General features: G+C 67.4%; 18 protein-coding genes. 5 read left to right on the top strand and 13 right to left on the bottom strand.

Translation table 11 applies throughout. The features are described from left to right. Positions 1–46: 46 nt before the first annotated feature. Positions 47–436 carry a VOC family protein gene (locus tag JOE41_RS08710; protein WP_209752049.1) on the bottom strand — a complete coding sequence of 130 codons (390 nt, stop codon included), beginning with the start codon at positions 434–436 and terminating at the stop codon, positions 47–49. Positions 437–575: 139 nt separating this feature from the next. Here JOE41_RS08710 and JOE41_RS08705 point away from each other — a divergent pair, with 139 nt between their 5' ends. After that, a complete protein-coding gene (locus JOE41_RS08705) occupies positions 576–1,496 on the top strand; it encodes a 2-hydroxyacid dehydrogenase (protein ID WP_209752048.1) in 921 nt (306 codons plus the stop codon). Between the two features lies 1 nt (position 1,497). Here the strand turns inward: JOE41_RS08705 and atzF are convergent, their stop codons facing one another. The 5 genes from atzF to JOE41_RS08680 are packed head-to-tail and all read right to left on the bottom strand — an operon-like array spanning position 1,498 to position 10,233. Continuing rightward, entirely contained in the window at positions 1,498–3,381 is a 1,884-nt protein-coding gene (gene atzF / locus JOE41_RS08700) for an allophanate hydrolase (protein WP_209752047.1), read from the bottom strand. Next, positions 3,378–7,082 (bottom strand): urea carboxylase, encoded by a 3,705-nt coding sequence (gene uca / locus JOE41_RS08695; RefSeq protein ID WP_209752046.1) that lies wholly within the window; start codon positions 7,080–7,082, stop codon positions 3,378–3,380. The genes atzF and uca overlap by 4 nt, the downstream gene beginning before the upstream one ends. After that, positions 7,082–7,753 (bottom strand): urea amidolyase associated protein UAAP2, encoded by a 672-nt coding sequence (locus JOE41_RS08690; RefSeq protein ID WP_209752045.1) that lies wholly within the window; start codon positions 7,751–7,753, stop codon positions 7,082–7,084. Before JOE41_RS08690 ends, uca begins: the two co-directional genes overlap by 1 nt. Beyond that, positions 7,750–8,667, bottom strand: a complete 918-nt coding sequence (locus JOE41_RS08685; protein WP_209752043.1) for an urea amidolyase associated protein UAAP1 — start codon at positions 8,665–8,667, stop codon at positions 7,750–7,752. The genes JOE41_RS08690 and JOE41_RS08685 overlap by 4 nt, the downstream gene beginning before the upstream one ends. 54 nt (positions 8,668–8,721) lie before the next feature. Then, the gene (locus JOE41_RS08680; protein WP_209752041.1) at positions 8,722–10,233 is read right to left on the bottom strand and encodes an amino acid permease; all 1,512 of its coding nucleotides are present in this window, start codon (positions 10,231–10,233) and stop codon (positions 8,722–8,724) included. A 232-nt stretch (positions 10,234–10,465) separates the two neighbouring features. On the opposite strand from JOE41_RS08680, the gene JOE41_RS08675 reads away from it, so the two are divergent. After that, positions 10,466–11,155, top strand: coding sequence for a TetR/AcrR family transcriptional regulator (locus JOE41_RS08675; RefSeq protein ID WP_209752039.1), 690 nt, complete (start codon positions 10,466–10,468; stop codon positions 11,153–11,155). Here JOE41_RS08675 and JOE41_RS08670 read toward each other — a convergent pair. The 5 genes from JOE41_RS08670 to JOE41_RS08650 all read right to left on the bottom strand — a co-directional run bounded on the left by JOE41_RS08670 (position 11,152) and on the right by JOE41_RS08650 (position 18,739). After that, entirely contained in the window at positions 11,152–12,192 is a 1,041-nt protein-coding gene (locus JOE41_RS08670) for a hemolysin family protein (protein ID WP_209752037.1), read from the bottom strand. The two genes, JOE41_RS08675 and JOE41_RS08670, sit on opposite strands and share 4 nt — an antisense overlap. Next, positions 12,185–13,546, bottom strand: coding sequence for a hemolysin family protein (locus tag JOE41_RS08665; protein WP_209752035.1), 1,362 nt, complete (start codon positions 13,544–13,546; stop codon positions 12,185–12,187). Before JOE41_RS08665 ends, JOE41_RS08670 begins: the two co-directional genes overlap by 8 nt. A gap of 196 nt (positions 13,547–13,742) precedes the next feature. After that, positions 13,743–14,216: an Hsp20/alpha crystallin family protein gene (locus JOE41_RS08660; protein ID WP_209752033.1), complete on the bottom strand. Its 474-nt coding sequence runs from the start codon at positions 14,214–14,216 to the stop codon at positions 13,743–13,745. 144 nt (positions 14,217–14,360) lie between these two features. Beyond that, entirely contained in the window at positions 14,361–17,027 is a 2,667-nt protein-coding gene (gene fdhF / locus JOE41_RS08655; RefSeq protein ID WP_209752031.1) for a formate dehydrogenase subunit alpha, read from the bottom strand. Further along, entirely contained in the window at positions 17,024–18,739 is a 1,716-nt protein-coding gene (locus JOE41_RS08650) for an NAD(P)H-dependent oxidoreductase subunit E (RefSeq protein ID WP_307800686.1), read from the bottom strand. The genes fdhF and JOE41_RS08650 overlap by 4 nt, the downstream gene beginning before the upstream one ends. A 277-nt stretch (positions 18,740–19,016) precedes the next feature. Here JOE41_RS08650 and JOE41_RS08645 point away from each other — a divergent pair, with 277 nt between their 5' ends. Next, positions 19,017–20,066, top strand: coding sequence for a glycosyltransferase family 2 protein (locus JOE41_RS08645; protein WP_209752030.1), 1,050 nt, complete (start codon positions 19,017–19,019; stop codon positions 20,064–20,066). 6 nt (positions 20,067–20,072) lie between these two features. Beyond that, on the top strand, positions 20,073–20,231 hold the full coding sequence (locus JOE41_RS08640) for a hypothetical protein (RefSeq protein WP_198011523.1): 159 nt from the start codon (positions 20,073–20,075) through the stop codon (positions 20,229–20,231). A gap of 64 nt (positions 20,232–20,295) precedes the next feature. Here JOE41_RS08640 and JOE41_RS08635 read toward each other — a convergent pair whose 3' ends face one another. After that, positions 20,296–21,327 carry a hypothetical protein gene (locus JOE41_RS08635; protein ID WP_245200678.1) on the bottom strand — a complete coding sequence of 344 codons (1,032 nt, stop codon included), beginning with the start codon at positions 21,325–21,327 and terminating at the stop codon, positions 20,296–20,298. A gap of 274 nt (positions 21,328–21,601) precedes the next feature. On the opposite strand from JOE41_RS08635, the gene JOE41_RS08630 reads away from it, so the two are divergent. After that, positions 21,602–22,429, top strand: a complete 828-nt coding sequence (locus tag JOE41_RS08630; RefSeq protein ID WP_209752028.1) for a response regulator transcription factor — start codon at positions 21,602–21,604, stop codon at positions 22,427–22,429. A 16-nt stretch (positions 22,430–22,445) separates the two neighbouring features. Here JOE41_RS08630 and JOE41_RS08625 read toward each other — a convergent pair whose 3' ends face one another. Beyond that, positions 22,446–23,294, bottom strand: a complete 849-nt coding sequence (locus JOE41_RS08625) for a PhzF family phenazine biosynthesis protein (protein WP_209752026.1) — start codon at positions 23,292–23,294, stop codon at positions 22,446–22,448. Between the last annotated feature and the right edge of the window lie 77 nt (positions 23,295–23,371).

The following is a 23,371-nucleotide window of genomic DNA, read 5'->3' as shown; positions in this document are numbered from 1 at the left end:
GATTTTTGTGGCACACCTGTGCGCTTATGAGCGTTAATGTGTGACGCTATGTGCCCGGCCCGGAGCCCTGGGTGGCGCCGCGGCCGGCAGTGTCGATGACGCAGAAACGGTTGCCCTCGGGGTCGGCCATGATCACGTAGTCCGCGTCCGCGGGCCGTTTGCTCCACTCGATCCGGGTGGCGCCCAGATCAAGGAGCCGTTGCACTTCGCCGCTCTGGTCCTCGGTGTAGAGGTCCAGGTGGATGCGCGGCGGAATGTGGACCGAGGACGGCACGCGGTCCAGCGAGATGCAGGTGCCCGCGCCGCCCGGCGGCTGCAGGATCACGAAGTCGGCCTCGGGTTCATGCCGCGGCTCGAAGCCCAGGGCGGCCTGCCAGAAGGCCATCTGGGCCGGGAGGTCATCAACGCGGATCACGATCGAGCCAATGCTCAGCATCCGGCCAAGCTACACCGACGCAAAGTGGCCCGCAACGCCCTGGGACTGCTTGCCTCCACTAGGCTGGCAGCAAAGAACCCCGGCAGGCCGCGCTGCACTGGCGCCGACCTGCCCGAGCCGACGGAGCTGTTGGAGAACCATGACCCGGAAGATCACTGTCACCCTGCCCGATGCCGTACTTCGCGAATACCTGACGCCGCACCCGGATGTCACGGTGCTGGAGTGGGACTTCTCGGGCGAACCGCCGCAGGCGCAGATCGACATCGTGGTCCCGCCGTACATGGGCGGGACGCGGATCCTCCGGAATCTTGAAGCCGTGGAGACTGCCCTGGTGCAGAGCCAGTCGATCGGGTACGACGGCGTGGCGGATTCGCTCCCGGCCGGCCGGGTCTTTGCCAACGCGGCCGGCGTGCATGAGACCTCCACCGCGGAACTGGTCCTCGCCATGATCCTGGCCAGCCAGCGCGAGTTTCCGCGGCTGATGCGCAACCAGCAGGAGGGCGTCTGGGAAACCCGGCCCACCGCCAGCCTGGCCGACCGCCGCGTTCTCATCGTGGGTTATGGCGGCGTGGGCAAGGCAATTGAGCAGCGGCTCATCCCGTTCGAAACCAGCGTCACCCGGGTGGCCAGCCGGCCGCGGACCGATGAAAACGGCGTCATTCACGGGATCGCCGAACTGCCGGAACTGCTGCCGGAGCACGACATTGTGGTGGTGGGTGTCCCGCTCAGCGACGCCACGACGCACCTTATCGACGACGCCTTCCTGGCAGCAATGCCCGACGGCGCGCTGCTGGTCAACGTGGCCAGGGGCCCGGTGGCGGACACCGAGGCCCTGGTCCGCCACACCGCGTCGGGACGGATCCGCGCCGCGCTGGACGTCACGGACCCCGAGCCGCTGCCGCAGGACCACCCGCTGTGGGGCACCCCCGGCGTCATTATTACTCCGCACGTGGGCGGAGCAAGCTCCGCCATGCGCCCCAGGATGGGCCGGCTGCTGCAGCGGCAGATCGACCTCATGCTGGCCGGGGAACCGCCGGTCAACGTGGTCCTGGGCGGCTGAGCTAGCCCCGGCCGCGCTGCAGACCTGTCAGTAAAGCCTCGCCGGTCTGCCTCCAGATGCCCTGGCCGGCCTTGTCCGCGGAATGCCCGGCCGCGGCTTGGGCCACCAGCCAGTCCCCGAAATGCGTGATGTCCCTGCCGAGGGACGCCGCTACCGCATCGCAGGCAAATCCCACGGCGGTGGACCCGTCACTGAGCCGGACGGATCCCAGGAGCATGGGTTCGGGGAGTTCCGCGAGGAACGATCCCAGTGCGGCCTCGGACAGCAGCCACCGCTCTGCTGCCAGTTCCGCGCCGTCGTTGGAACGGATGACGCCGGGCTTGGGCGGGTGCGTGTCCAGCGCCACCATCCGGTAGCGGGGCGCCAGGGTGACCGGACCGTCCCAGTACGCGCCCCGCCGTTCCAGTTCGTCCACCAGCGGCTGGCCTTTGCGGTGGGCGCCCACCACCACTAGCGGCACGGCCCGCGCACCGGCGGCCACGGGCCACGGCAGCCGTTCTGGGGAGGCAGGGTTAAGTGCGGTGCGGCTCGCTGCGGCGCCGGAGGCAAACAGGGCCGGGAGGTCCGGTGTCGCTTCGATCCTGCGGGCGATATCGGCCACCACGCCGTCGTCGAACGTCCTTCCCACGACGGTGAGTCCGAACTGTGCGGCTCCATCGCCTCCTGCGTCTGCGACGGTGCCGGCAGGCACCGCGACTGCACACATATCGAAGAGGTTGCAGAAGTTCGTGTACGTTCCCATCCGCGAGTTAACCCCCACGGGGTCCGCGGCAACCTCTGCCAGCGTCGGATGGAACGGTGTGGTGGGCACGATCAGCGCATCGAGTCCCTCAAGCCGGGACAGGGCTTCGCGCCTCAGCTCCTCCAGTGCCGCAGTGTCGCTCACGTACTGATGGGCGGCCACACGGCCTGCCGCAGTGATGATGCCGGTGACCGTCGGGTCCAGCCCGGCGGCGGTGCCGCGTCCGGACTGGTCACCCGCGATTGCAGCGTCGATGAAGGTTCCGACGGCGGCGTGGCGCTCTGCCACGAGGGCGCCGTCGTACAGCAGCCTTGCCGCCTGGAGGAAGACGTCCAGTTCGATCGGCTCGGCGTCCACGCCGGTGGAGCGCAGCCGTTCGATCTGGGCGCCGAACTCCGCAGCCCACGCCTCCGGCAATGCCGGCAGCGACGCCGGGTAGGCCACCCGCGGCCGGGACGGCGCGGCGAGGCGCACGTCCGCAGGCCATGCCCGCGATTCTCCGGCCATGATCCCCATGGCCAGTTCGGCGGTAGCCAGGTCGCGGGCCAGGATGGTGGCGGTGTCCCAGGACCGGCAGGCAGGCACCATTCCCGCCGTGGACACCACGTTGAGGGTGGGCTTGATGCCCACAATTCCCTGCAGCCCCGCCGGAACCCGGCCCGAGCCGGCTGTGTCCGTTCCGATGGCAATGTCCACCAGCCCCAGGGCCACAGCCACGGCGGACCCCGAACTGGAGCCGCCCGAGATCCGGTCCGGCCGGCGCGCATCGCGGACTGCGCCGTACGGGCTGCGGGTTCCCACGAGCCCGGTGGCGAACTGGTCCAGGTTGGTAGAACCCAGCACCAGGGCCCCGGCAGCGCGGAGCCGTGCCACTGCCACGGCATCTTCGGCGGGCTCATAACCGAAACCGGGGCACGCCGCCGTCGTGCTGACTCCGGCGACGTCAACATTGTTCTTGACCGCCAGCAGGAGTCCGGCCAGGGGGAGTCCGCCGGCGGAGGCGTCGTTGTCGATACGTGCGGCCTCGGCCAGCAGCTCGTCGCGGCCGCGCACCTTGATCCAGATCTCCGGCCGGTCGACGGCGTCGATGGCGGCAAGAGCCGCCGTCACACGGCTGGTGGCAGATTCGTTGACGCCGCTCATGCCGCGCTCCCTTCGAGGACAAGCCCGGTTTCGTTCAGATCTGCCGCTCCCAGGACCACCAGCGGCTCGCCGGCCACCACCTGGGATCCGGCGGTGGGCAGGACGCGGTGCACAATCCCGTCGCCGGGTGCGGTGAGCACGGTTTCCATTTTCATGGCTTCGATGGAGACCAGCGGCTGGCCAGCCACCACCTTGTCTCCGGGCGCCACGTCCACCTTCCAGACGCTCGCCGCGAACGGCGAGCTGACCAGGGTTCCGCCGTCGGGAACCACCACTTCCTCTGAAGGCGGGACGACGGCGACAGCCTTTTCGGCGCGGTCGAACTCGCCGGCGTCTTCCCAGGCCGTGCGTTCGATGGCGAAGGCTTTCTCCTGCCGTGCCCGGAAAGCGGCGATCGAGTCGCTGTTCTCCTCGAGGAAGTCCTCGTGTTCGGCCAGCGAGAAGGTTCCGTCCTCGATGTCCACGCCCCGGCCCCGGCCGGCCGCCATGTCCGCCCGCATATCCAGGAGTTCCTCCGGGCTGACCGGGTACCAGGAGATCCGGTCGAAGAACCTCAGCAGCCACGGCGAACCGGGCTCGAACGGCGCGGCGGTGGCGTGCCGGGACCAGACCTGCGTGGTGCGGCCGACGAACTGGTAGCCGCCCGGACCCTCCATGCCGTAGATGCACATGTACGCGCCGCCGATGCCCACGGCGTTTTCCGGGGTCCAGGTCCTGGCGGGGTTGTATTTCGTGGTGACCAGGCGGTGCCGCGGATCCAGTGGCGTGGCGACGGGAGCGCCGAGGTAGACGTCGCCCAGCCCCAGCACGAGGTAGTCCGCGTTGAAGACAGTGTCGAAGACGTCATTCACGGAGTCCAGCCCGTTGATGCGGCGGATGAACTCGATGTTCCACGGGCACCAGGGAGCGTCGTCCCGCACGCCCGCCATGTACCGCTCGATTGCCTCACGCGTGGCAGGGTCGTCCCAGGACAGCGGAAGCCTGACGGTGCGGCTCGGAACCACGAGCTCCGAGCTGGCAGGGAGCGCAGTTTCGATCTCCCGCACGATGCCCAGCAGGCGCGCGGTGGGGAGGACCGACGGGTCAGCCTTGACCTGGAGCGACCGGATGCCGGGTGTCAGGTCCACGATGCCGGGAATCCGCAGCTTCTCAAGCTCCTGGTGCAGGGCGTGGACCCGGGCGCGGAGGCCGAGGTCAAGCACCATGTCACCGTATTCCACGAGCAGGTTGTCGTCGCCGGAACGGCGGTACGTCACGGCCGGGCGGCCGTCGCCTCCCGGCACGCGGCCGAGCACGCCGTCGTCGCAGTCGCCGGCTGAACCGGAACGCCCGACGGCGGCAGGGACGTCCGTCCGGACCCTGCCGCTTGCAGGGCTTCCACCGGGGAGGATCAGCTGCTGCCGGGCCGGACCGAGCTCTTTGGCGGACGGTGCCTGGACGGTCTTCACCGGAATGAAGCGGACCGTGTCGCCGGGCCGGAGCTGGCCGAGCTTCCAGCGCTCGCCGGTCACCACGGTGACCGGGCAGACGAAGCCGCCGAGGCTGGGCCCGTCCGGGCCGAGCAGGATGGGCGTGTCCCCGGTGAAGTCCAGGGCGCCCACCGAGTAGGCGGTGTCGTGGATGTTGGAGGGGTGCAGGCCGGCCTCGCCGCCGTCGTTGCGTGCCCAGCGCGGCTTCGGGCCGATGAGCCGGACGCCGGTCCTTGCAGAGTTGAAGTGCACCTCGTAGGACGCGGCGAAGAGGTCATTGATGTCCTCACGCTGGAAGAACTCCGGGGCGCCGTGCGGTCCTTCCACCACCATGAGCTCCCATTGCGTGGTCAGCGCCGGGCGGCTTCCGACAGGGACCGGGGCCGGCACAGTATCGGGTGCCGCCCCGGCCACGGTGCGGAGCACGTCGCCGGCGCGGAGCACGCGGCCGCCGTGGCCGCCAAACTGGCCGAGGGTGAAGGTGGAAGCGCTGCCGAGGTAGGTCGGGATGTCGAGGCCGCCCTCGAAGAGGATGTAGCCGCGCAGCCCGGCACCCTCGGCCGATCCGACGTCGAGCACGCCGCCAGCGGGGACCGTAACTGGTTCCCAGGCCGGAACAATTTGTCCGTTGACGGTGACGGCTACCTCCGCGCCGGTGACGCAGACGGTGGTGGCGTGGGTGACGCGCAGCGCCGGGCCGGCCATGGTGAATTCAAGTCCGGGTGCCCCTTCCGGATTGCCCAGTGCCACGTTGCCCAGCCGGAAGGACAGGTCGTCCATGGGGCCGCTCGGCGGCACGCCCACCTGCCAGAGGCCGGTCCGTCCGGGCCAGTCCTGCACGCTGGTTTGCAGGCCGGGGCGCTCCACCGTGATGCGGGGTTCGGGGTCGCCTACGCTGTCCAGCGTGCTGGTGGAGTGCGTGGAGGTGCGGACCACGTCCAGCCCGGTGACGGAGCGCAGCATGCCGAGGTTGGTTTCGATGCCGTCCATCCGGGTTTGCGCGAGGGCGTCTGACAGCGAGTCGAGGGCCTCGTCCCGGCTGGCACCGAAGGAGATGATCTTGCCCAGGAGGGGGTCGTAGTTGGTGGACACTTCGCTGCCGGTTTCCACCCAGGCGTCAACGCGGACGACGTCGGAGCCCGGGTACTGGGCGTTGGTGACGGTTCCGGCACTGGGCTGGAAGTTGCGGGCCGGGTCTTCGGCGTAGATCCGTGCTTCGACGGCGTGGCCGGTCACCGGAAGGCTGTCCGGGAGGCCGTCCAGCACGGGCCGGCTCTGGGCGAGGTTGAGCATCCATTCCACCAGGTCGACGCCGGTCACGGCTTCCGTGACCGGGTGCTCCACCTGGAGGCGGGCGTTGACTTCGAGGAAGGATGCTTCCTGCCGGACGGGGTCGTAGACGAATTCCACGGTGCCGGCGGAGCGGTAGCCCACGGAGGCGCAGAGTGCACGGGAGCTGCGGTGCAGTTCCTCGCGGAGCCCCGCCGGCAGGTCCGGCGCGGGCGCTTCTTCGAGTACCTTCTGGTGCCGGCGCTGCAGGGAGCAGTCGCGGTCCCCGAGGCTGACCACGCGGCCTTCGCCGTCGCCGAAAATCTGTACCTCGACGTGGCGGGCGTGTTCGATGTAGCGCTCGGCGAAGACGCCGGCCGTGCCGAAGCTCGAGCTGGCGAGACGGGCCACCCGGGCGTAGTTCTCTGCCAGTTCGGCTTCGGTGCGGCATACGGCCATGCCGATGCCGCCGCCTCCGCCGGTGGCCTTGAGCATCAGCGGGAAGCCGATCGTGGCGGAGGCCGTGATGGCTGCATCGAGGTCCTCGAGCAGTCCCGAGCCGGCGATCATGGGCACTCCGGCGCGCTGGGCGGCGTCCCGGGCGGTGTGCTTGGTGCCGAAGATCCGCAGCTGTTCCGGAGTGGGGCCAACGAAGACGAGCCCGGCGGCTTCCACGGCCTCGGCGAACCCGGCGTCCTCGGACAGGAAGCCGTAGCCGGGGTGGATGGCGCCGGCGCCGGTGGCTGCAGCTGCGGCCAGGATGGCGTCGACCCGGAGGTAGGACTCTTTGGCGGGTGCCGGCCCCAGCAGGACGGCCTCATCGGCGAGGCGCACATGCTTGGCGCCGCGGTCCGCCTCGGAGAATACGGCCACGGTGCGCAGGCCGGCCTTCCGGGCGGATTCGATGATCCGGCAGGCGATCTCGCCGCGGTTGGCGATGAGCAGGGTGTCGAAGCGGTTCATCAGGATGCCTCCGGACGGGTGACGATCATGCGCACGGGCGTGGGGTTGAAGCCGTTGCACGGGTTGTTGATCTGGGGGCAGTTCGAGACGAGGACCAGGGTGTCCGCCTCGGCGCGGAGTGCCACGCGTTTGCCGGGAGCGGAGAGCCCGTCCACGATGCCGAGCGCACCGTCGGGGTCCACGGGTACGTTCATGAACCAGTTGATGTTGGAGACGAGGTCCCGCTTTCCGAGGCCCCATTTGGAGCCTTCGATGAGGAAGTTCTCCACGCAGGCATGCTGTTCGTGCGTGTGCTGGCCGTAGCGCAGGGTGTTCGATTCCTGTGAGCAGGCGCCGCCGATGGTGTCGTGGACACCGACTTCATCGGCCACAACCGTCATGAGGGCTTCGCCGCCGTCCGCCCGCAGCACGGATCCGGTGGTGAGGACGATGGAGCGCTGCGCGGCGATGGTTGCGGCGGCGGAGTAGCGCGTGGCGGTGTCACTTGCCGCGTAGAGGAGGCAGTCCACGGCCTGGTTGCCTTCAAGGTCCACGACGGTGAGGACGTCCCCGGCTTCCACCACCGCGGACCACGGACCGCGGGCTTCGACGTATTCGTCGAGGACGACGTGTCCCGGGACCAGGGCGGCGGCTGCGGCGTCAGGCTGGAAAGCGAGCGTGCTGGTGTTCATGCGGAAGTCCTTGCGGTGAAGTCGAGTTCAGTGTTCTGGAGGGCAAGCAGGTGCTCGGGGCCGGGGGCAAATCCAAGGTTGCCGGTGGCAAGGGCCGCGAGGTCGTCGGGCGCCCGCCACGCAACGATGTCCACGGTGCTTCCGGTGAAGTCCGGACGCGGGTCCAGCGGGTGGGCCGTATTGGCCAGCACCAGGACAGCGTCCATGTGCAGGAGGAGTTCGACGGCGGTGCCGGCACCGGCGCCGCCGGTGAACCGGATGGTGCCGTCCGCATCCACGGCGGTGCCCTTGAAGAAGGAGATCGACGGCGGCACTTCCCGCTGGCTGATGCCGTGCTTGAGGGCGCCGAGGGTCAGCAGTTCGCGGCCCGCGGGTGAGGCGCTGTGCGCGGAGCCTGCACCGTATTTGGCCTGGTTGCCCGCGAGGCTGGTGGTTCCGGTGAGGGCGTCATGCCTGCCGGAGGAATCGGCCACGAGGCTCGCCATCAACCGGCCGGCATCGGAGAGCAGCGGATGGCCCGGCCCGAGGTAGGCCTGCCACGGGACCTTCACGGTGTCCGCGACGTTAATCCGCTCGTGGCTCGCACCGGCCCGGAAGAGCACGGCGTGGACGCAGGCGTCGCCGTCGATATCGGTGAGGCGGATCCTGGTTCCGCGGGCCAGTTCCAGGTGGGTGTACCGCCCGAACGCGAGCGATTCTGCCCAAGTGAGTGAGGCGGCGGCTCCCGCCGGCAGGCCCGCCGTGAGGCGTTCGGGTGCTTGGGCCGCAGGCACGTGGATCATGGTGGCCGCAGTCCGTCCGTGCTGGGCACGGGCGTGTGCGCGCGCACCGGCCGTGGTGGCGGTCCCGGCAGGGGCGGTTCCGGCGGGGGCGGTTCCGGCGGCGGGCTGAGCGGATTCGAGGGTCTGTGTCATGTCAGTCATTCCTTGGCGGTGGTGGCTGTGGCGGTGGGCATCAGTCGTGGGTTCCTAGGCTGCGGCAGCGTCGGCGGTCTTGCGGCTGCGCACCCAGATACCCAGGAGCAGCACGGCCCCGACCATGAGGGGTGCGGAGAACAGCAGGAGTCCGTTTTCGCCGCTGGGGTCGTAGACCTCGGGACGCGGCCAGGCGAGATTTACCACCATCACGGCGCCGTAGAGAACGGCCAGGATGTTGACGGGGAGCCCCCAGCGTCCCAGCGAGAACAGTCCCGCCGGCATGGTCTGGCCCACCCGGTCCCAGTCTCCCCGCAGGCGGCTGAGCAGCTGAGGAACAGTGACCAGGAGGTATGCCAGGTACACCATGACGATGCAGACGCTGCAGAGCGTGGTGAACAGGGCGGCGTTGCCGATGTTGATGGCGAGGACGCCGACGGCGAGGCCGCCGATGGCGATGGACGGCCACATCGGCGTGCCGCGCTCCGGGTGGACCGAGGACAGAAGCGCGGAGGCGGGCAGTTTGCCGTCGCGGGCCATCGAGAACACCAGGCGGGATCCCGCCGTCTGGATGGCCAGGGTGCAGACGAAGATCGCGACGGCGACATCCACCAGGAGGACCTTGCCCCAGAAGGTTCCCAGGACGGCGGTGAGCACATAGGGCAGGCCCTCTGCGGCGAGGCGTCCGTCGTCGAGGCTGGGGGCGGCCATGAGTGCGGTGATGATCATGAGTCCGCCGCCGATACCGGAAATGACCAGGGCCGAAAGGATGGTGCGGGGTGCGGTCCGGCGCGGGTCTTTCGTCTCTTCCGAGAGCTCCCCGGCGGAGTTGAAACCGACCATGACGTAGGCGGCCATGAGGCCGGAGACGAGGAACGCGCCCACGGCCCCGAGGTCCGAGCCGGCCACCACGCTGACGTCCGCCACTACCTCGGGTCCGCGCTGGGCGGCGGAAATCAGGGCGAGGATGACGGCGGCGACGCCGACGATTTCGCAGGTCACGCCGATGGAGTTGACGTGCGACATGAGCTTGACGCCCAGGCAGTTGATCACCGTGGTGACCACGAGGAGTGCGGCCCCGAGGACTACGGCGTTGGCGGCGCCGGTGACGGTGGCCAATGCGGGATCGCCGCCGACAACCTGGAAACCGTCCCACAGCTGCGGGAGGACCACCTGGAGTGCGATGGCGGCCGCGGCCGCAGTGACAACCTGGGCGATCGCCATGAACCAGCCCGCGAACCAGCCCACCACTTCGCCGCCCATGCGGCGGGACCACTGGTAGACGGCGCCGGACAGAGGGTAGCGGGCGGCGAGTTCGGCGAAGTTCAGGGCAACGAGCAGCTGGCCGACCAGCACCACCGGCCAGGTCCAGAAGAACGCGGGTCCGGCAAAGGAGTACCCGAAGGCAAAGAGCTGGAAGATCGTGGTCAGGATGGAAACGAACGAGAATCCTGCGGCGAAGGAAGCGTAGCGGCCAAGTTTGCGGTGCAAGGACGGCTGGTAGCCGAGCGAGGTCAGGTCTGCATCGTCTGCGTGGGCGGACGCCGTCGAAATGGTGGAAGTCATCGGTTTCTCCGTGTCTGGAACGGGGGCTGGTGACCACATCTGGGTAGCCACTGGATGGGCCCCTCCCGAAATACCGGTCACTTGATAGTTTTCCAGCGCAGTGTCCCCGTTCCGTTTCGCCCGTGTAAAAGCTGGATTTCGAGGTGTTTCGGTTCGGTGAACAAAAACTCACCGTTACCCCGGCGTCCAACGGCAGGGCATCCGGCAGCCGCCCGCGGTGTAAGAATGTGGGGTGACTTCAGCCGGACCGGGACGACCCCGCAAGCAGCAGCCAGTGCGCCCGGGGGCCACCGCCCGGGACGAAATCCTCGATGCGGCCGCCGAACTCTTTACGGGCCAGGGCTTCGCGAACACTTCCACGAGGGCGATCGCCGATGCCGTGGGCATGCGCCAGTCGTCGCTCTACCATCACTTCGGCACCAAGGATGACATCCTCGGCGAGCTGCTGAAGGGCACCGTGGCCGGTGGCCTGGACTTCGCGAGGGCCGTCTGCGCAGCTCCCCGCCCGGCCGGTGCAGTGGCGGCGGCCGCGGCGCTCCATTCAGTCGCGCTCTATGACGGCGGCCTGCTGTGCAGTGCACGGTGGAACCTCGGCATCCTGTACCACCTGCCGGAAGCGCGCGCCGAGCGTTTCGAGCCGTTCATGGCGGACAGGCGGGAGCTGCGGCAGCGGTACCAGGACCTGGGCCAAAAGGTGGAGGAGCTCCTTCCGGCGGCCGGCGGTCCCGGCAGCGCGCCGCTCGGTGAGCTGGCATTCCGCCTGGTTGAGTCCCTGATCAACCTTCGCGCTGACGGGCTCGCGGACAGTGCGTCACCTTCCCAGACGGCCGATGCCGCCGTCGTGCTGGCCGGACTTTCGGCCGAACTGCCCGGGATTCGCGAACTCAGCAGGGAACTGATCGCGCAACACGGGCGCGGCTAGGCGCTCGTGGCGTCCTGCACTTCGCCCACCAGCTCTTCGATGATGTCCTCCAGGAAGAGGACGCCGGTGGTCTTCCCGTCCGCGTCGAAGACCCGGGCCACGTGGGCGCCGGTGCGGCGCATGGTGGCCAGCGCGTCCTCGAGGTCGCTGCCGCTGAACGCGGAGGCGAGCCGGCGGATTCTCTTGGCCGGCACGGGCCTGGCGAATTTTTCCGGGGACGTCAGGTCCATGACGTCCTTGAGGTGCAGATAGCCGGAGGGCACGCCGTCGTCGTCCGTCAGGATGTAGCGGGAGAACCCGTGCCGGGCCACCGCGCTCTGGATGTCCGCCGGCGTCGACGAGGCCGGCAGGAGCACCATCTCGCTGATCGGCACTTCCACGTCCGCCACGGTCTTGGCGGTGAATTCGAACGCCGCATTCAGCGTGCCGGTGGTGTCCGTGAGCATGCCGTCCCGGGTGGACTGCTCCACGATGTTGGCCACCTCGTCCAGGGTGTAGGCGCTGGTGGCCTCATCCTTGGGCTGGACCTTGAAGAGCCGCAGGATGGAGTTTGCGATCCCGTTAAGGGTCCAGATCACCGGCTTGAACAAGCGTGACACCATCACCAGCGGCGGGGCAAGGATGAGCGCGGCCCGGGTGGGAACGGAGAACGAGATGTTCTTGGGCACCATTTCACCGATGACCACGTGCAGGAAGGTCACCAGCAACAGCGCGGCCACGAAGGCGATGATCCCGATCGCTTCGCCGGAGAGCGAGGTCAGGCCCAGGGGGATTTCCAGCAGGTGGTGGATGGCGGGTTCGGAAACGTTCAGGATCACGAGTGAGCACACGGTGATGCCCAGCTGGCTGGTGGCCAGCATCAGCGTGGCATGCTCCATGGCCCACAGCGTGGTCTTTGCGGCCTTGCTGCCGGCCTCGGCCTTGGGCTCGATCTGCGACCGGCGGGCGGAGATGACAGCGAACTCGGCCCCGACGAAGAAGGCGTTGACCACCAGGAGCACCACCAGCCAGATGATGCCGGGAAGGTATTCACTCATGGGTCAGCTCCGAGGTCAGGGTATCGATGATGCGGTCATGCGGGCTCTGGGGTGCTTCCTGTGATTCGTCCGGCGTGAAGCGGAGGCGCTCCACGTGGGTTCCCACCACGCGTTCCACGCGCAGCGTTCCGCCATCCACGGTGACTTCGTCGCCGAGCTCGGGGATCCGGTCCAGCTGGTCGGTGACGAAACCCGCGATGGTGTCGTACTCCTCGCCGTCGGGCACTTCAATCCCTGTCCGGTCCAGCAATTCGTCCGGGCGCAGCGAGGCGTCGAATGTGATGGCGCGGCCGATCCGGACCACACCCACGCGTGCGCGGTCGTGTTCGTCCTCGAGTTCGCCCACGATCTCCTCCACCAGGTCTTCGAGGGTGACGATGCCGGCCGTTCCGCCGTGCTCGTCGGACACGATGGCCACCTGGAGGCCCTGCTTGCGGAGCAGGACCAGCAGCGTGTCCACGCCCATGGATTCGGGGACCCGCAGCGGGTCGATCATGAGGCTCGCGGCGGTCACACTGGCGCGTTCTTCCAAGGCAACAGCGAACGCCTGCTTGACGTGCAGGACCCCCAGGACGTCGTCGCGATCCCGTCCGATCACCGGAAAACGCGAGTAACCGGTGGACGTGGCCAGGGTGACGATCTGCTCCGCGGTGTCGTCGGCGTTCACCGCCGTCATCCGGACGCGGGGCGTCATGACGTCGGCAGCGGAGTGCTCGGAGAAGCGGAGGGTGCGGTGCAACAGGACGGCATGGTCGACGTCGAGCACGCCTTCCAGCGCGGACCGCCGCACGAGCGAGCTGAGTTCCTCGGCGCTGCGCGCGCCGGACAGCTCCTCTTTCGGCTCGATGCCAAACGACCTGATGATGCCGTTGGCAGTGTTGTTGAACAGCAGGATGACGGGCTTGAAGACGGCGGTGAACAGGGCCTGGAAGGGGACCACGATCTTGGCGGTGGCCAGGGGAAGGGCCAGCGCGAAGTTCTTCGGGACGAGTTCGCCAATCACCATCGAGAAAATGGTGGCCAGGAAGATCCCCGCCACGGCGCCGATCCCCGGCACCACGGACTCAGGCAGGCCTGCGGCCAGCAACGGGCCGCTGAGCATTTTGCTGATGGCCGGTTCAAAGGTGTAGCCGGTGAGGAGCGTGGTCAGCGTAATGCCGAGCTGGGCTCCGGAGAGATGCGTCGAGGTGATCTTGAGGGCCTTGATGGTGGGCGCAAGGCGTTTCTCGCCGCGGGCCTGGCGGGCTTCAAGGTCGTTGCGGTCAAGGTTGACCAGCGCGAACTCGGACGCTACGAAGAAGCCGGTACCCACCGTGAGGACAAGGCCGATACCGAGCATGATCCATTCATACATTCGGGCGCCCCTCTCCCGTAGTGGCCGGTGAACCGGTCAGAAGGTGGAGGGGCTTGGGCATATGTGAAGGAGGGTCATCCATAATGCCGTCTAGTCTACGGGCTTTGAGTCCTTTGGTGTTGACGGGGCATGCCGTCGCGGGGCCGCCGGTTCCGGCGCCGGCAGCCCATCCTGCGAATGGTGGTCGGACCCGGCCCTAGCCGCGGCTGATCGGAAGTTTCTTGGGAGCCTCGGCCTGGGCTGCGGCTTCTTCCGGCAGGGGTGTGCGGACTTCAAGGACGCCGTCGGTGTAGGAGGCCTTGATGTCATCTTCCTTCACGCCCTCGGGCAGGGGGATGCTGCGGCTGAAGGATCCGTAGCGGAATTCTGACCGATAGCGGTTCTTGTCCTTGTGCTCTTCCTTTTCCTGGCGTTCGGCGTGGATGCGCAAGGTGCCGTCAACGATGGTGATCTCCACGTCTTTGTCGGGATCAACTCCTGGCATCTCAGCCCGTACCACCAGGGTCTTGCCGTCAACGAACTCCTCGACGCGGATCGGAGAAGTTCCGGCCGTCGATTCAAACATGCGGTCCAGGGAGTCCATGAACTCCAGGGGAGACCTCAGCAAAGCGTCGAACGGTGAGGTCCATCGGGAAGCCGCGCGCGGCGACCATTTACGCAGATCAGACATGGCTTTCTCCAAACTAATGTCAGGGATGGCCCGCGCTGGGGCGGGTGTACTTTCAGTACATACCTGCCGGAAAACAACTAACAGGGGACAAAGACCCGTCGTCGCGGGAGGGCCCAGTGAAGGCTCTGCCCCTTGGCAAATGCGTCAGCCGGGACCGGACAGCCGGACGGCGGTCAGCTTGTACTCGGGGCATCCCGTGACCTCGTCCTCAACGGGTGAGGTGAGATTGTTGACCGCGGCACCGGGGAAATGGAAGCCCGCGAACACCTGGCCGGGTTCCACCTCGTCCGTGATCCGCGCTGGCAGGACGGCTGTGCCGTGGCGGCTGCTCAGCCTGACGGCGCCTCCCTCGACCAGCCCCAGGGCAGCGGCGTCCCCGGGCTCGATGTCGATCGTCTCCCGGGGCAACAGGGTGCTGTTGTCCGTACGGCGCGTCATGCTGCCTGAGTTGTAGTGCTCCGCCCGGCGCCCGGTGATGAGCAGGAACGGGAAATCCTGATCACATTGCTCGCCCGGCGGCAGGTACGGCCTGGCGGCCAGGCGCGCCAAACCATCCGGTGTGGCGAAATGATCCTCGTAGAGCCGCGGAGTGCCGGGGGAATCGACGGATCCGCACGGCCAGTGCAGGGGACCGTCCCGGTCCAGCCTCGGGTGGGAGATGCCACCGAACAGCGGGGCCACCGCGGCGCATTCCGCCAGCGCTTCCGCCGGTGTGGCGCAGCCAAGATCCGCGTCCATGCCGGCGGCGACTGCGTGGAGCACGGCGAAGTCGGTGCGGACGCCTGCAGGCGGTACGACGGCGGCCCGCACCCGCTGAAAGCGCCTGTCGAAATTGACGAACGTGCCATCCTTCTCGAGCCACGAGGCCACCGGGAAGACGACGTCCGCGGCGGCGGCGGTAGGCGAGAGGAACGGATCGTTGCAGATCACCAGCGGACAGGACTCCAGGGCCGCCCGCACCGATGTGCTGTCCGGGTCGGTGGTGAGCACGTCCTCTCCGATGATCCACAGCGCCTTCAACGCCCCGGCACGGGCGGCAGCGAACATCTGGGGGATGCGAAGGCCAGGCTGCGGCGGCACATCGGCCTGCCAGGCCGCGGCGCACCGGGACCGGGCCGACGGATCCAGGACTTTCTGGTAACCGGGCAGCAGGTCGGGCAGGGCGCCCATGTCCGAGGCGCCCTGAACGTTGTTCTGCCCGCGGAGCGGGTTCACCCCTCCGCCGATGCCCGGCCCCACGGCGCCGCGAAGGATTGCCAGGTTGGACAGCGTCCGCACCCCATCCGTGCCGTGCCGGTGTTCGGTCACGCCAAGGCCGTAGAAAATGGCGGGAGCCAGTGCCTGACCGTACACGACGGCGGCCCGCACCAGATCGTCTGCCGGGACACCCGAGATTCGGGCCACCCGGTCCGGAGGGTAGTCGTGGAGCATCCCGGACAATTCCTCGTAGCCGCTGGTGCTGGCCGCAAGGAACGCCTCGTCCACCAACCCCTCACGGACCAGGACGTGCGCCAGTCCGTTGAACACGGCCACGTTGGTGCCCGGCCTGGGCCTCAGGTGGACGTCCGCGTGCCGGGCCAGGAAGGTGCGACGGGGATCGACCACCACCAGGCGGGCGCCGTCCATGACCCGCTGGAAGATGCGGGATCCCACCACCGGGTGGGCGGCCGTCGGGTTTGCGCCGACCAGGAGGACCGCGTCACACCGGTCCAGGTCGTCGAACGGGTTTGTTCCGCCGGACAGGCCGAACGAGGCGGTCAAGCCGGCGGCTGAAGGGGAATGACAGAGCCGGGAGCAGTTGTCCACGTTGTTCGTACCCATGAGGGCCCGGGCGAACTTCTGGGCCAGGTAGTTCTCCTCGTTGGTGGCCCGGGCAGAGGAGATGAGGGCAAATCCGTCCGGGGCCGTGTCCCGGACCGTGGCGAGCCGTACAGCAACGTAGGCGGTGGCCTCCTCCCAAGTTGCCGGTGCGAGGCTGCCGTTCCTGCGGATCAGCGGGGTGGTCAGGCGCTCAACCGATCCGAGGAATCCATGGGAAAACCGTCCTTTGACGCAGGCATGGCCCCGGTTCACCGACCCCTCGCGGGCGGGCCGTACAGTCATTATTTCGTTGTCGCGGGTGGAGACCTCGAGGCTGCAGCCCACTCCGCAATAGCCGCATGTGGTCAGGGTCTGGCGTTCGATCGGCAGTAGATTCAGCAGCCCGGGTTCGGACAATGCACTGGTGGGGCACGTGTCCACGCAGGCCCCGCAGGAGACGCAATCGGATTCCACCCAGGGACCTCCCGTCCCGGGTGCCACCACCGTGCCGGCGCCTCGGCCCACCAGGGTCAGGGCGAACGTGCCCTGGATTTCCGCGCAGGCGCGGACGCACCGACCGCAGGCAATGCAAAGGTCACGGTCGAGCTTGACGTAGGGGTGGGAGTGGTCGGCTCCGCGCGCTGGAAATTCCACGGAACCCGCCGGAGCTACCACCCCGTACTCGACGCATTGCCGGACCAGTTCGCTGCGGTCTGCGGGGACTTCCAGCGCGCGGGCCGGCAACCCCGCCACGATGGCCGCCAGCGCGTCGCGGCGGACGGGCCGGGACGCCTCGACCGCGATGCGCAGCCCTTCCTCGGCTGGGGTGCTGCAGGCGGCAGCAACGCCGCGGCCGGTGACGTCAACCAGGCACGTCCGGCACGAGGCTGCCGTGGTGAGCCGGTCATCATGGCACAGCGTCGGGAGGGCCAGGCCGGCTGCCCGCACCGCGTCGAGCAGCGTGGCTCCGGGCGGGACATCAACCTGGCGGCCGTCGACCAGAAGTTTCATGACGGCCACCCGGCAAGCCCGTAAACGCGGACAAGGCTGCGGACCGCGGCAGGTACCCGGCGGCCGAAGGCGCACAGGCTGCCCGCCGCCATCGTGCGCAGCACATCGCCGCGTTCGCTGCCGACATCCGGGGCGTCCGGGAGCTCCGCCAAGGCGCGTCCCCGCCACGTTCCCACCCGGCAGGGCGAGCATTGTCCGCAGCTCTCGGCTGCGGCAAAGTCCCACAGGTTCCGCAGCACCTGCTCACCACTGAGCCTGTCATCGAAGGCGACGATTCCCGCGTGGCCGAGGGCTGCCCCATGCCGTGCCAATGCTTTGTCGCTCAGCGGCACGTCAAGGTCATCGGGCCCAAGGAAACCGCCCAGCGGTCCGCCGATCTGAATGGCGCGCAGTGTCGCCCCGGCGCGAAGCCCGCCGCCGAGTTCCTCCACGATCCGTCTCACCGGGGTCCCGATCTCCACCTCGTAGGCTCCCGGCCGGAGGAACCGTTCGGACAGGCAGGCGATCACGGTGCCGGCCTCATCCGAGGTTCCCATCGCCGCATACGCCGGACCGCCGTGCTGCACGATCCACGGGACCGCGCACAGCGTTTCGACGTTGTTGACCACCGTGGGCCGGCCGTGAAACCCGCGCTCCGTGGGGAACGGAGGCCGGGGCCGCACGACGCCGCGCAGCCCGTCCAACCCGTTGAGCAGGGCCGTCTCCTCGCCGGAAACGTAGGACCCTGCGCCTTCGGCAACGCGCACTTCCAGGCTGAAGCCGCTGCCTGCAATGTCCGGGCCGAGATGCCCGTCCCGTCGTGCCTCGTGCAGCGCACTGCGGAGCCGGGCGGCGGCGAGCGGATACTCGGAGCGTACAAATACGATGCCGGTGGTTGCACCGACGGCGAAGCAGGCCAGGACCAGCCCCTCGAGCACGCGGTGCGCGTCCTGTTCCATGAGCAGGCGGTCCGCGTAGGAACCAGGGTCGCCTTCATCGCCATTGGCCACGACCACGCGTGGTGCAGGGTGGTCGAGGGCGGCCCGCCATTTGGCGGCGGCGCGGAACCCGGCCCCGCCCCGCCCTCTCAGCTGTGCGGCTTCAACCCTGAGCAGAATGTCCTCTGGGGTTGCTGAGGCGGCCACCTCCGGCCAAACCGACCACGGGGGCGACGCTCCGAGCAGTCCGGCGGTCACCACGGGGACTGGGCTGTCGTTGTAGACCGGGATGGGAGGGTCCGTCCGCGGGGACGAGCCAAGCAGCTGTGCTGCGAGGTCGGGGCCGGCGCAAGCCTCGTCACCGACGAGGGCCGCGGGTCCGGCGAAGCAGTAGCCCAGGCAGCGCACTGCCTGGAGCGAGACGGTGCCGTCCGGGCTTTTGCTGCCGGACGGCACCCCGAGGGCAGCCTCCACTTCGGGGACGTGCGCGCCGCCGGTTGCCGCGAAGCAGGCGGCGGCGGAACACACCCGGACGTGCCGGGCTCCGCGGGGCGCGGAGAAATCAGCGAAGAACGATGCGGGTCCTTCGACGGCCGCCGCGGGCAGTCCCAACGTGCGGGCTACTCCGGCGGGAGGGGTGCGGGAGGAACGGAGCGCATCCGGGACGTCCCTCAGCGCCCGGTCGAAGCGGCCGGCATACCGGAGGAAGGGATCGTCATTGTTCCGGTCCGGCCGGTCATCGGCTTCGGTGCCCGGGCGCCCTGTCGGTGGTTCCCGCATGCGTTCAACGTTCACTCCTGAACTCCCGGACGGGAAGAGCCGAAAGTCCCCTTGCCGGCAGGTTCCCGCATTGAGTAACTCCGCTTAATTGCGGGCGCAATATGGAGGTCCCGTTGAGTATGAGTTTCCTTGACTGAAGATTGCGGATTCCTTTTCGAATACTTTCCTCCTGCTTGCGTTCCGGTTGAAAAACTCGGAGTCAACAATCAATTGACTAATTCCGATGGGGAGCTGCGGAGCCTGTGTGTGACAATGTGAATTCTGTTCCCGGGACTGCGGGTGCCGAAGTCCTGTGATTACAGTTCTTATCCCTGCGCATAATGAAGCTGCAGGTATTTCTGACACGCTCGAATCCCTCAAATCCCAGACTCAGCCGCCGGACAGGGTGGTGGTGGTTGCCGACAACTGCACCGATGCCACCGGGGAAATCGCACTGGAGCTCGGCGCAGAGGTCATCCGCACGGTGGGAAACACAGACAAAAAAGCCGGCGCCTTGAATTTTGCACTGGAGGGACTACTGCCGGGCGCGAATCCGGAAGACATGATCCTCGTCCAGGACGCGGATTCGCAGTTGAGCCATGACTTCATCGAGCGGGCAACCGCTCACCTGCGTGCCGACAGGCGGCTTGGCGCCGTGGGTGGCGTCTTCCGCGGCGCCGACGGCGGCGGATTCGTGGGTCACCTTCAGCGTAATGAGTACGCACGCTACGCCCGGGACGTGAAGCGGCTTCACGGCAAGTGCCTTGTGGTGACCGGAACGGCCGCGCTCTTCCGCGTCCGGACCTTGGAGGATGTCATCGAAGCCCGGCTTGACGGCACGCTGCCGCCGGGTAACGGCAGGGGAGGCGTTTACGACACCTCCGTCCTGACCGAGGACAACGAGTTGTCCTTCGCGCTGCTGACCCTCAACTACCGCATCAAATCGCCGGCCGACTGCACGCTCGTCACCGAAATCATGCCGACCTGGCGTGAGCTCTGGGCACAGCGGCTGAGGTGGAAGCGCGGAGCCGTGGAGAACTGTGTCCAGTACGGCTGGACCAGGGTGACCCGGCCGTACTGGGGGAGGCAAGCGCTCTCCGTGACAGGCATTGTGGTGTCGTTGGCCTACTTCGGAACGGTGGCTTTTGCACTGGGCACGGGAGAAGGGCTGCACATTCAGCCCTTCTGGATGGCCGTGACCGGTGTCTTCGTGATCGAACGGGTAGTGACTGTGCGGCTGCGTGGCTGGAAGTACATGCTCGCCGCCGCAACGATGTACGAACTTCTGATCGACCTGTTCCTTCAGGTAGTCCACGCGAAGGCTTACGTGGATGTAGCACTCAACAAAAAGAAAGCTTGGTAACACTTTATGTACAGCAACCCAGCAGCTCCCGCAGCAGCCGGTGTCGGTGCCGGAACCCTCGCCGCAACCGGGGCCGGTGACCTCTTTTGGTTCGCGCTGGCAGCCTTCGCCCTCGTGGCGCTCGGCATGGCCGTCAAGCGGATCGTGCCGGTCCGGGCAAAGTAACTCAGCCTGATCGTGCCGGTGGCCCGGATTCGCAAAGAATCCGGGCCACCGGTTCGTGTTCGGCTCAGGTCACCACACTTACGGCGTTGGAGCATGCGGCAGCATCGCAGACCTTGTAGCTTGTGGTTGCTCCGCCCTTGAACTTGTTCACGAAGCTGCCGGTATTGGGGACGGTCTTCGGGGTGCCATTGATCCACAGTGTGACGCTGGACCCCGTGGCCCCGGTCCACTTCAGGGTGGTGGAATTGACGCCTTTGACCTTGCTGTTGGCGGCCGTCAGCTTGATGGGTGACTCGGCAACCGGGGTGGTGCTGGCAGCCGGTGTGAACGAGAAGTCCCGGATCACCACGGATTCGGGTTTCACATGTTCGGGATCGCCGCCGCCACCGCCAGTGACCCAAAGGTTGAAGTGGATGGCTTCTTTGGCCGGCACGGGAACGGTGCTTCCCTGGAGGACTGTTCGCTTGAGAAGGGTTCCCCCGTAGCCCTCGCCGGCGAAGGTTTCGAAGGTGATCTTTCCCGGTTCCCAGACCATTTTGTGGGTGAGGATTGCGTCATTCGTCGTATCAAAGACGATGGTGTTGTTGCCCTGCCCCGGCGGCTTGGTGGCATCGAACCAGTAGCCGTGCGCCTGGGTTACGGGCCAGGATTCCCCGTAGCTTGCGCCGCCGCCCCAGGCGGATGCCTCGCACAGGTCGATCTCGTTGTAACCGGGAGTGGCGAGGGGATCGTAGGTGAACAGGCAACCCCACACCACTTCCTTCTGGAGGGCGCTCACATCTTTCTCCACCGTGGTGCTGTAGGTGCCGTAGCCGAATCCCTGCCGGGTGGACTGGAACTCTGCGCCGACAGGGGCGCTGCCGGTCGGGTTGGTTAGGGAAAGCGTGACGTATCCGTTGCTGTCGGGATTGCTGACGTTGGCCGCGTCGAAGGTCTTGTTGAACTGTGGCGCACCGCCCCAGAACCGCTTTTCCCAGTTGAACCCCTTCCAGGCGAAGCTGCCCGCGGGGCCCGGGTCCGGGTCCAGGGGGGTGGTGTCGGCGGCATGCGCCGGGGTTGTTGCGGACAACATGACCAGGCTGGCGGCTGCCAGCATTGCAAGCGGTCTGTTCAGCCAGACCGCTTTTGCGACGCGAGACCTCAAGGAAACCATTTAACGCCCCCTACTTTTGCGCTGATAACAGCAGCGCCGCGCCCCCAGTGAGCACATGATGATCATCATTCAGTGGGGTTTGGTTGGCAATAGCTGAATGCTGATATTTACTTTTTGACCTTCCTCAATAAATGCACAATTTTTACGCAATTCGTAATTGAGGAATTGCTGGTACTTACTAAAGCTGAATATGTACGAGAATTTCTGAGGGGTTTTGATGGTTACGCGCGGCATGGCTGTGGTGGTTGACGGCGACGGTCGCAGCAGGGAGGCTCTGGAGGAGTTGCTTGTCCAATCCGGATTCGAGGTTGTTGCAGCGGCGTCCGGCGCCGAAGGTGTGGCTGCCGTGCGGAAGCACGACCCCGTCCTGGTCACCGTGGAGGTAGGGCTCCCCGACTTTGACGGCATCGAGGCCTCGCGCAGGATCCGTACCTTCAGCCACGCCTACGTGGTCATGGTCAGCGCACTGGCGAGCGAAGCGGATGCGCTGCTTGGGCTTGAGGCCGGTGCTGACGACTACCTGGCCAAGCCCTTCCGTCCGCGCGAGCTCCGCGCCAGGATCGCCGCCCTGCTCCGCAGACCCAGGCGTCACGCGATGGTGGAAGCGGCCCAGTGCGCCGCCGGACACTTCGTCGCCAAACCTTACAGTGCGGAAACGCCCGCTGCAGCCGCCTCTGCAACGCCTCAACCGGCGGCCGCGGCTTCTGCCGCAGGAGTCGGATGGGACTTTGAACATCGGGGCCTTGCCCTGATGGACGGCACCCGCACGGTATCAGTGGACGGAAGAGCCGTTGACCTCACCCGGACCCAGTTCGATCTGCTCCGTGCACTGCTCCAAAACAGGGGTGCGGTGCTGACCAGGGCGGACCTTGCCCGCTATCTGCGGAACGAGCCTGCTGTCCCGGGTTCCGCCGTGGCGGCCCGGGACGAACGGGTTCTGGAGGTGCATATGGGGAACCTGCGAAAGCGCCTGGGTGACAGTTCCCGTTCCCCGCGGTGGGTGCAGACGGTCAGGGGAGTAGGCTACCGGCTGACCATGCAGTAACACCCCACGCAGTCCGCTAGATCGACACGCGGCCGCTCACCACGGCGCGGCTGGTTCCGCCGATCCAGATGTCCTCCTCCTCGACGCTGACTGTCACCAGGCCGCCGCGTCCCAGGGCGGTGCCTTGCTGGACGGTGTAGTTCCCATCCACAGTTCCTTCGCTGAGGAGCCATTGCGCCAGGCCGGCGTTGAGGCTGCCGGTTACAGGGTCTTCGGGAACGCCGAACCCGGGAACGAAGGCCCGGACCTCGAAGTCCGCCGGTCCTCCCTCCGCGTACCTGCCGATGACGCCCACACGGAGCTGGTCCATGAGGGCAAAATCCGGCTGGAGTCCCAGCACCTGTTCCGCTGATTCCAGCCGGATACCCAGCCAGCCGGGACCGTTGTCCACCCAGTTGCTGCCGAGGACCTGCCCGGCGTCGACGCCCAGGCTGGCGACGGCCTGTTCCAGGGCTGCCGGGTCAACCGCGCCCGAGCGGACCAGCGGCGGTGCCGCAAATGCCAGGTCGGTGCCGGCGCGGCGGATCTTCACCAGGCCGGCCTCGCATTCCTGTAGCAGCTCACCTTCACGGAGCGGCTGTCCGCCCTCTGCTAGCCAGGCGTGGGCCGAGCCCAGCGTGGGATGCCCGGCAAAGGGCAGTTCGGATGCGGGCGTAAAAATCCTCAGCCTGTAGTCCGCTTCCGGGTGGGACGGCTTCAGCAGGAACGTGGTCTCCGACAGGTTGGTCCAGTTCGCGAAGCTCTGCATCTGTTCCGTGCTCAGTCCGTCCGCGTCATGAACGACGGCGACGGGGTTCCCGGCTTTGGGGCCGGGAGCAAAGACGTCTACCTGGGAGAAGGGATATTCGTTCACATCGGTGGGCATGGTGGTCTTTCTCTGGATGGCGGGGAGCTCCGGGGAGTGTTCCCCACCAAGCTAGGCGGCGGTCCGGCCGGGAACCA

The sequence above is a fragment of the Arthrobacter sp. PvP103 genome (assembly GCF_017833075.1).
Taxonomy (GTDB): Bacteria; Actinomycetota; Actinomycetes; order Actinomycetales; family Micrococcaceae; genus Arthrobacter.
The sequence above is the reverse complement of the archived record's forward strand: the minus strand, read 5'-3'. Positions and strand labels throughout refer to the sequence as shown.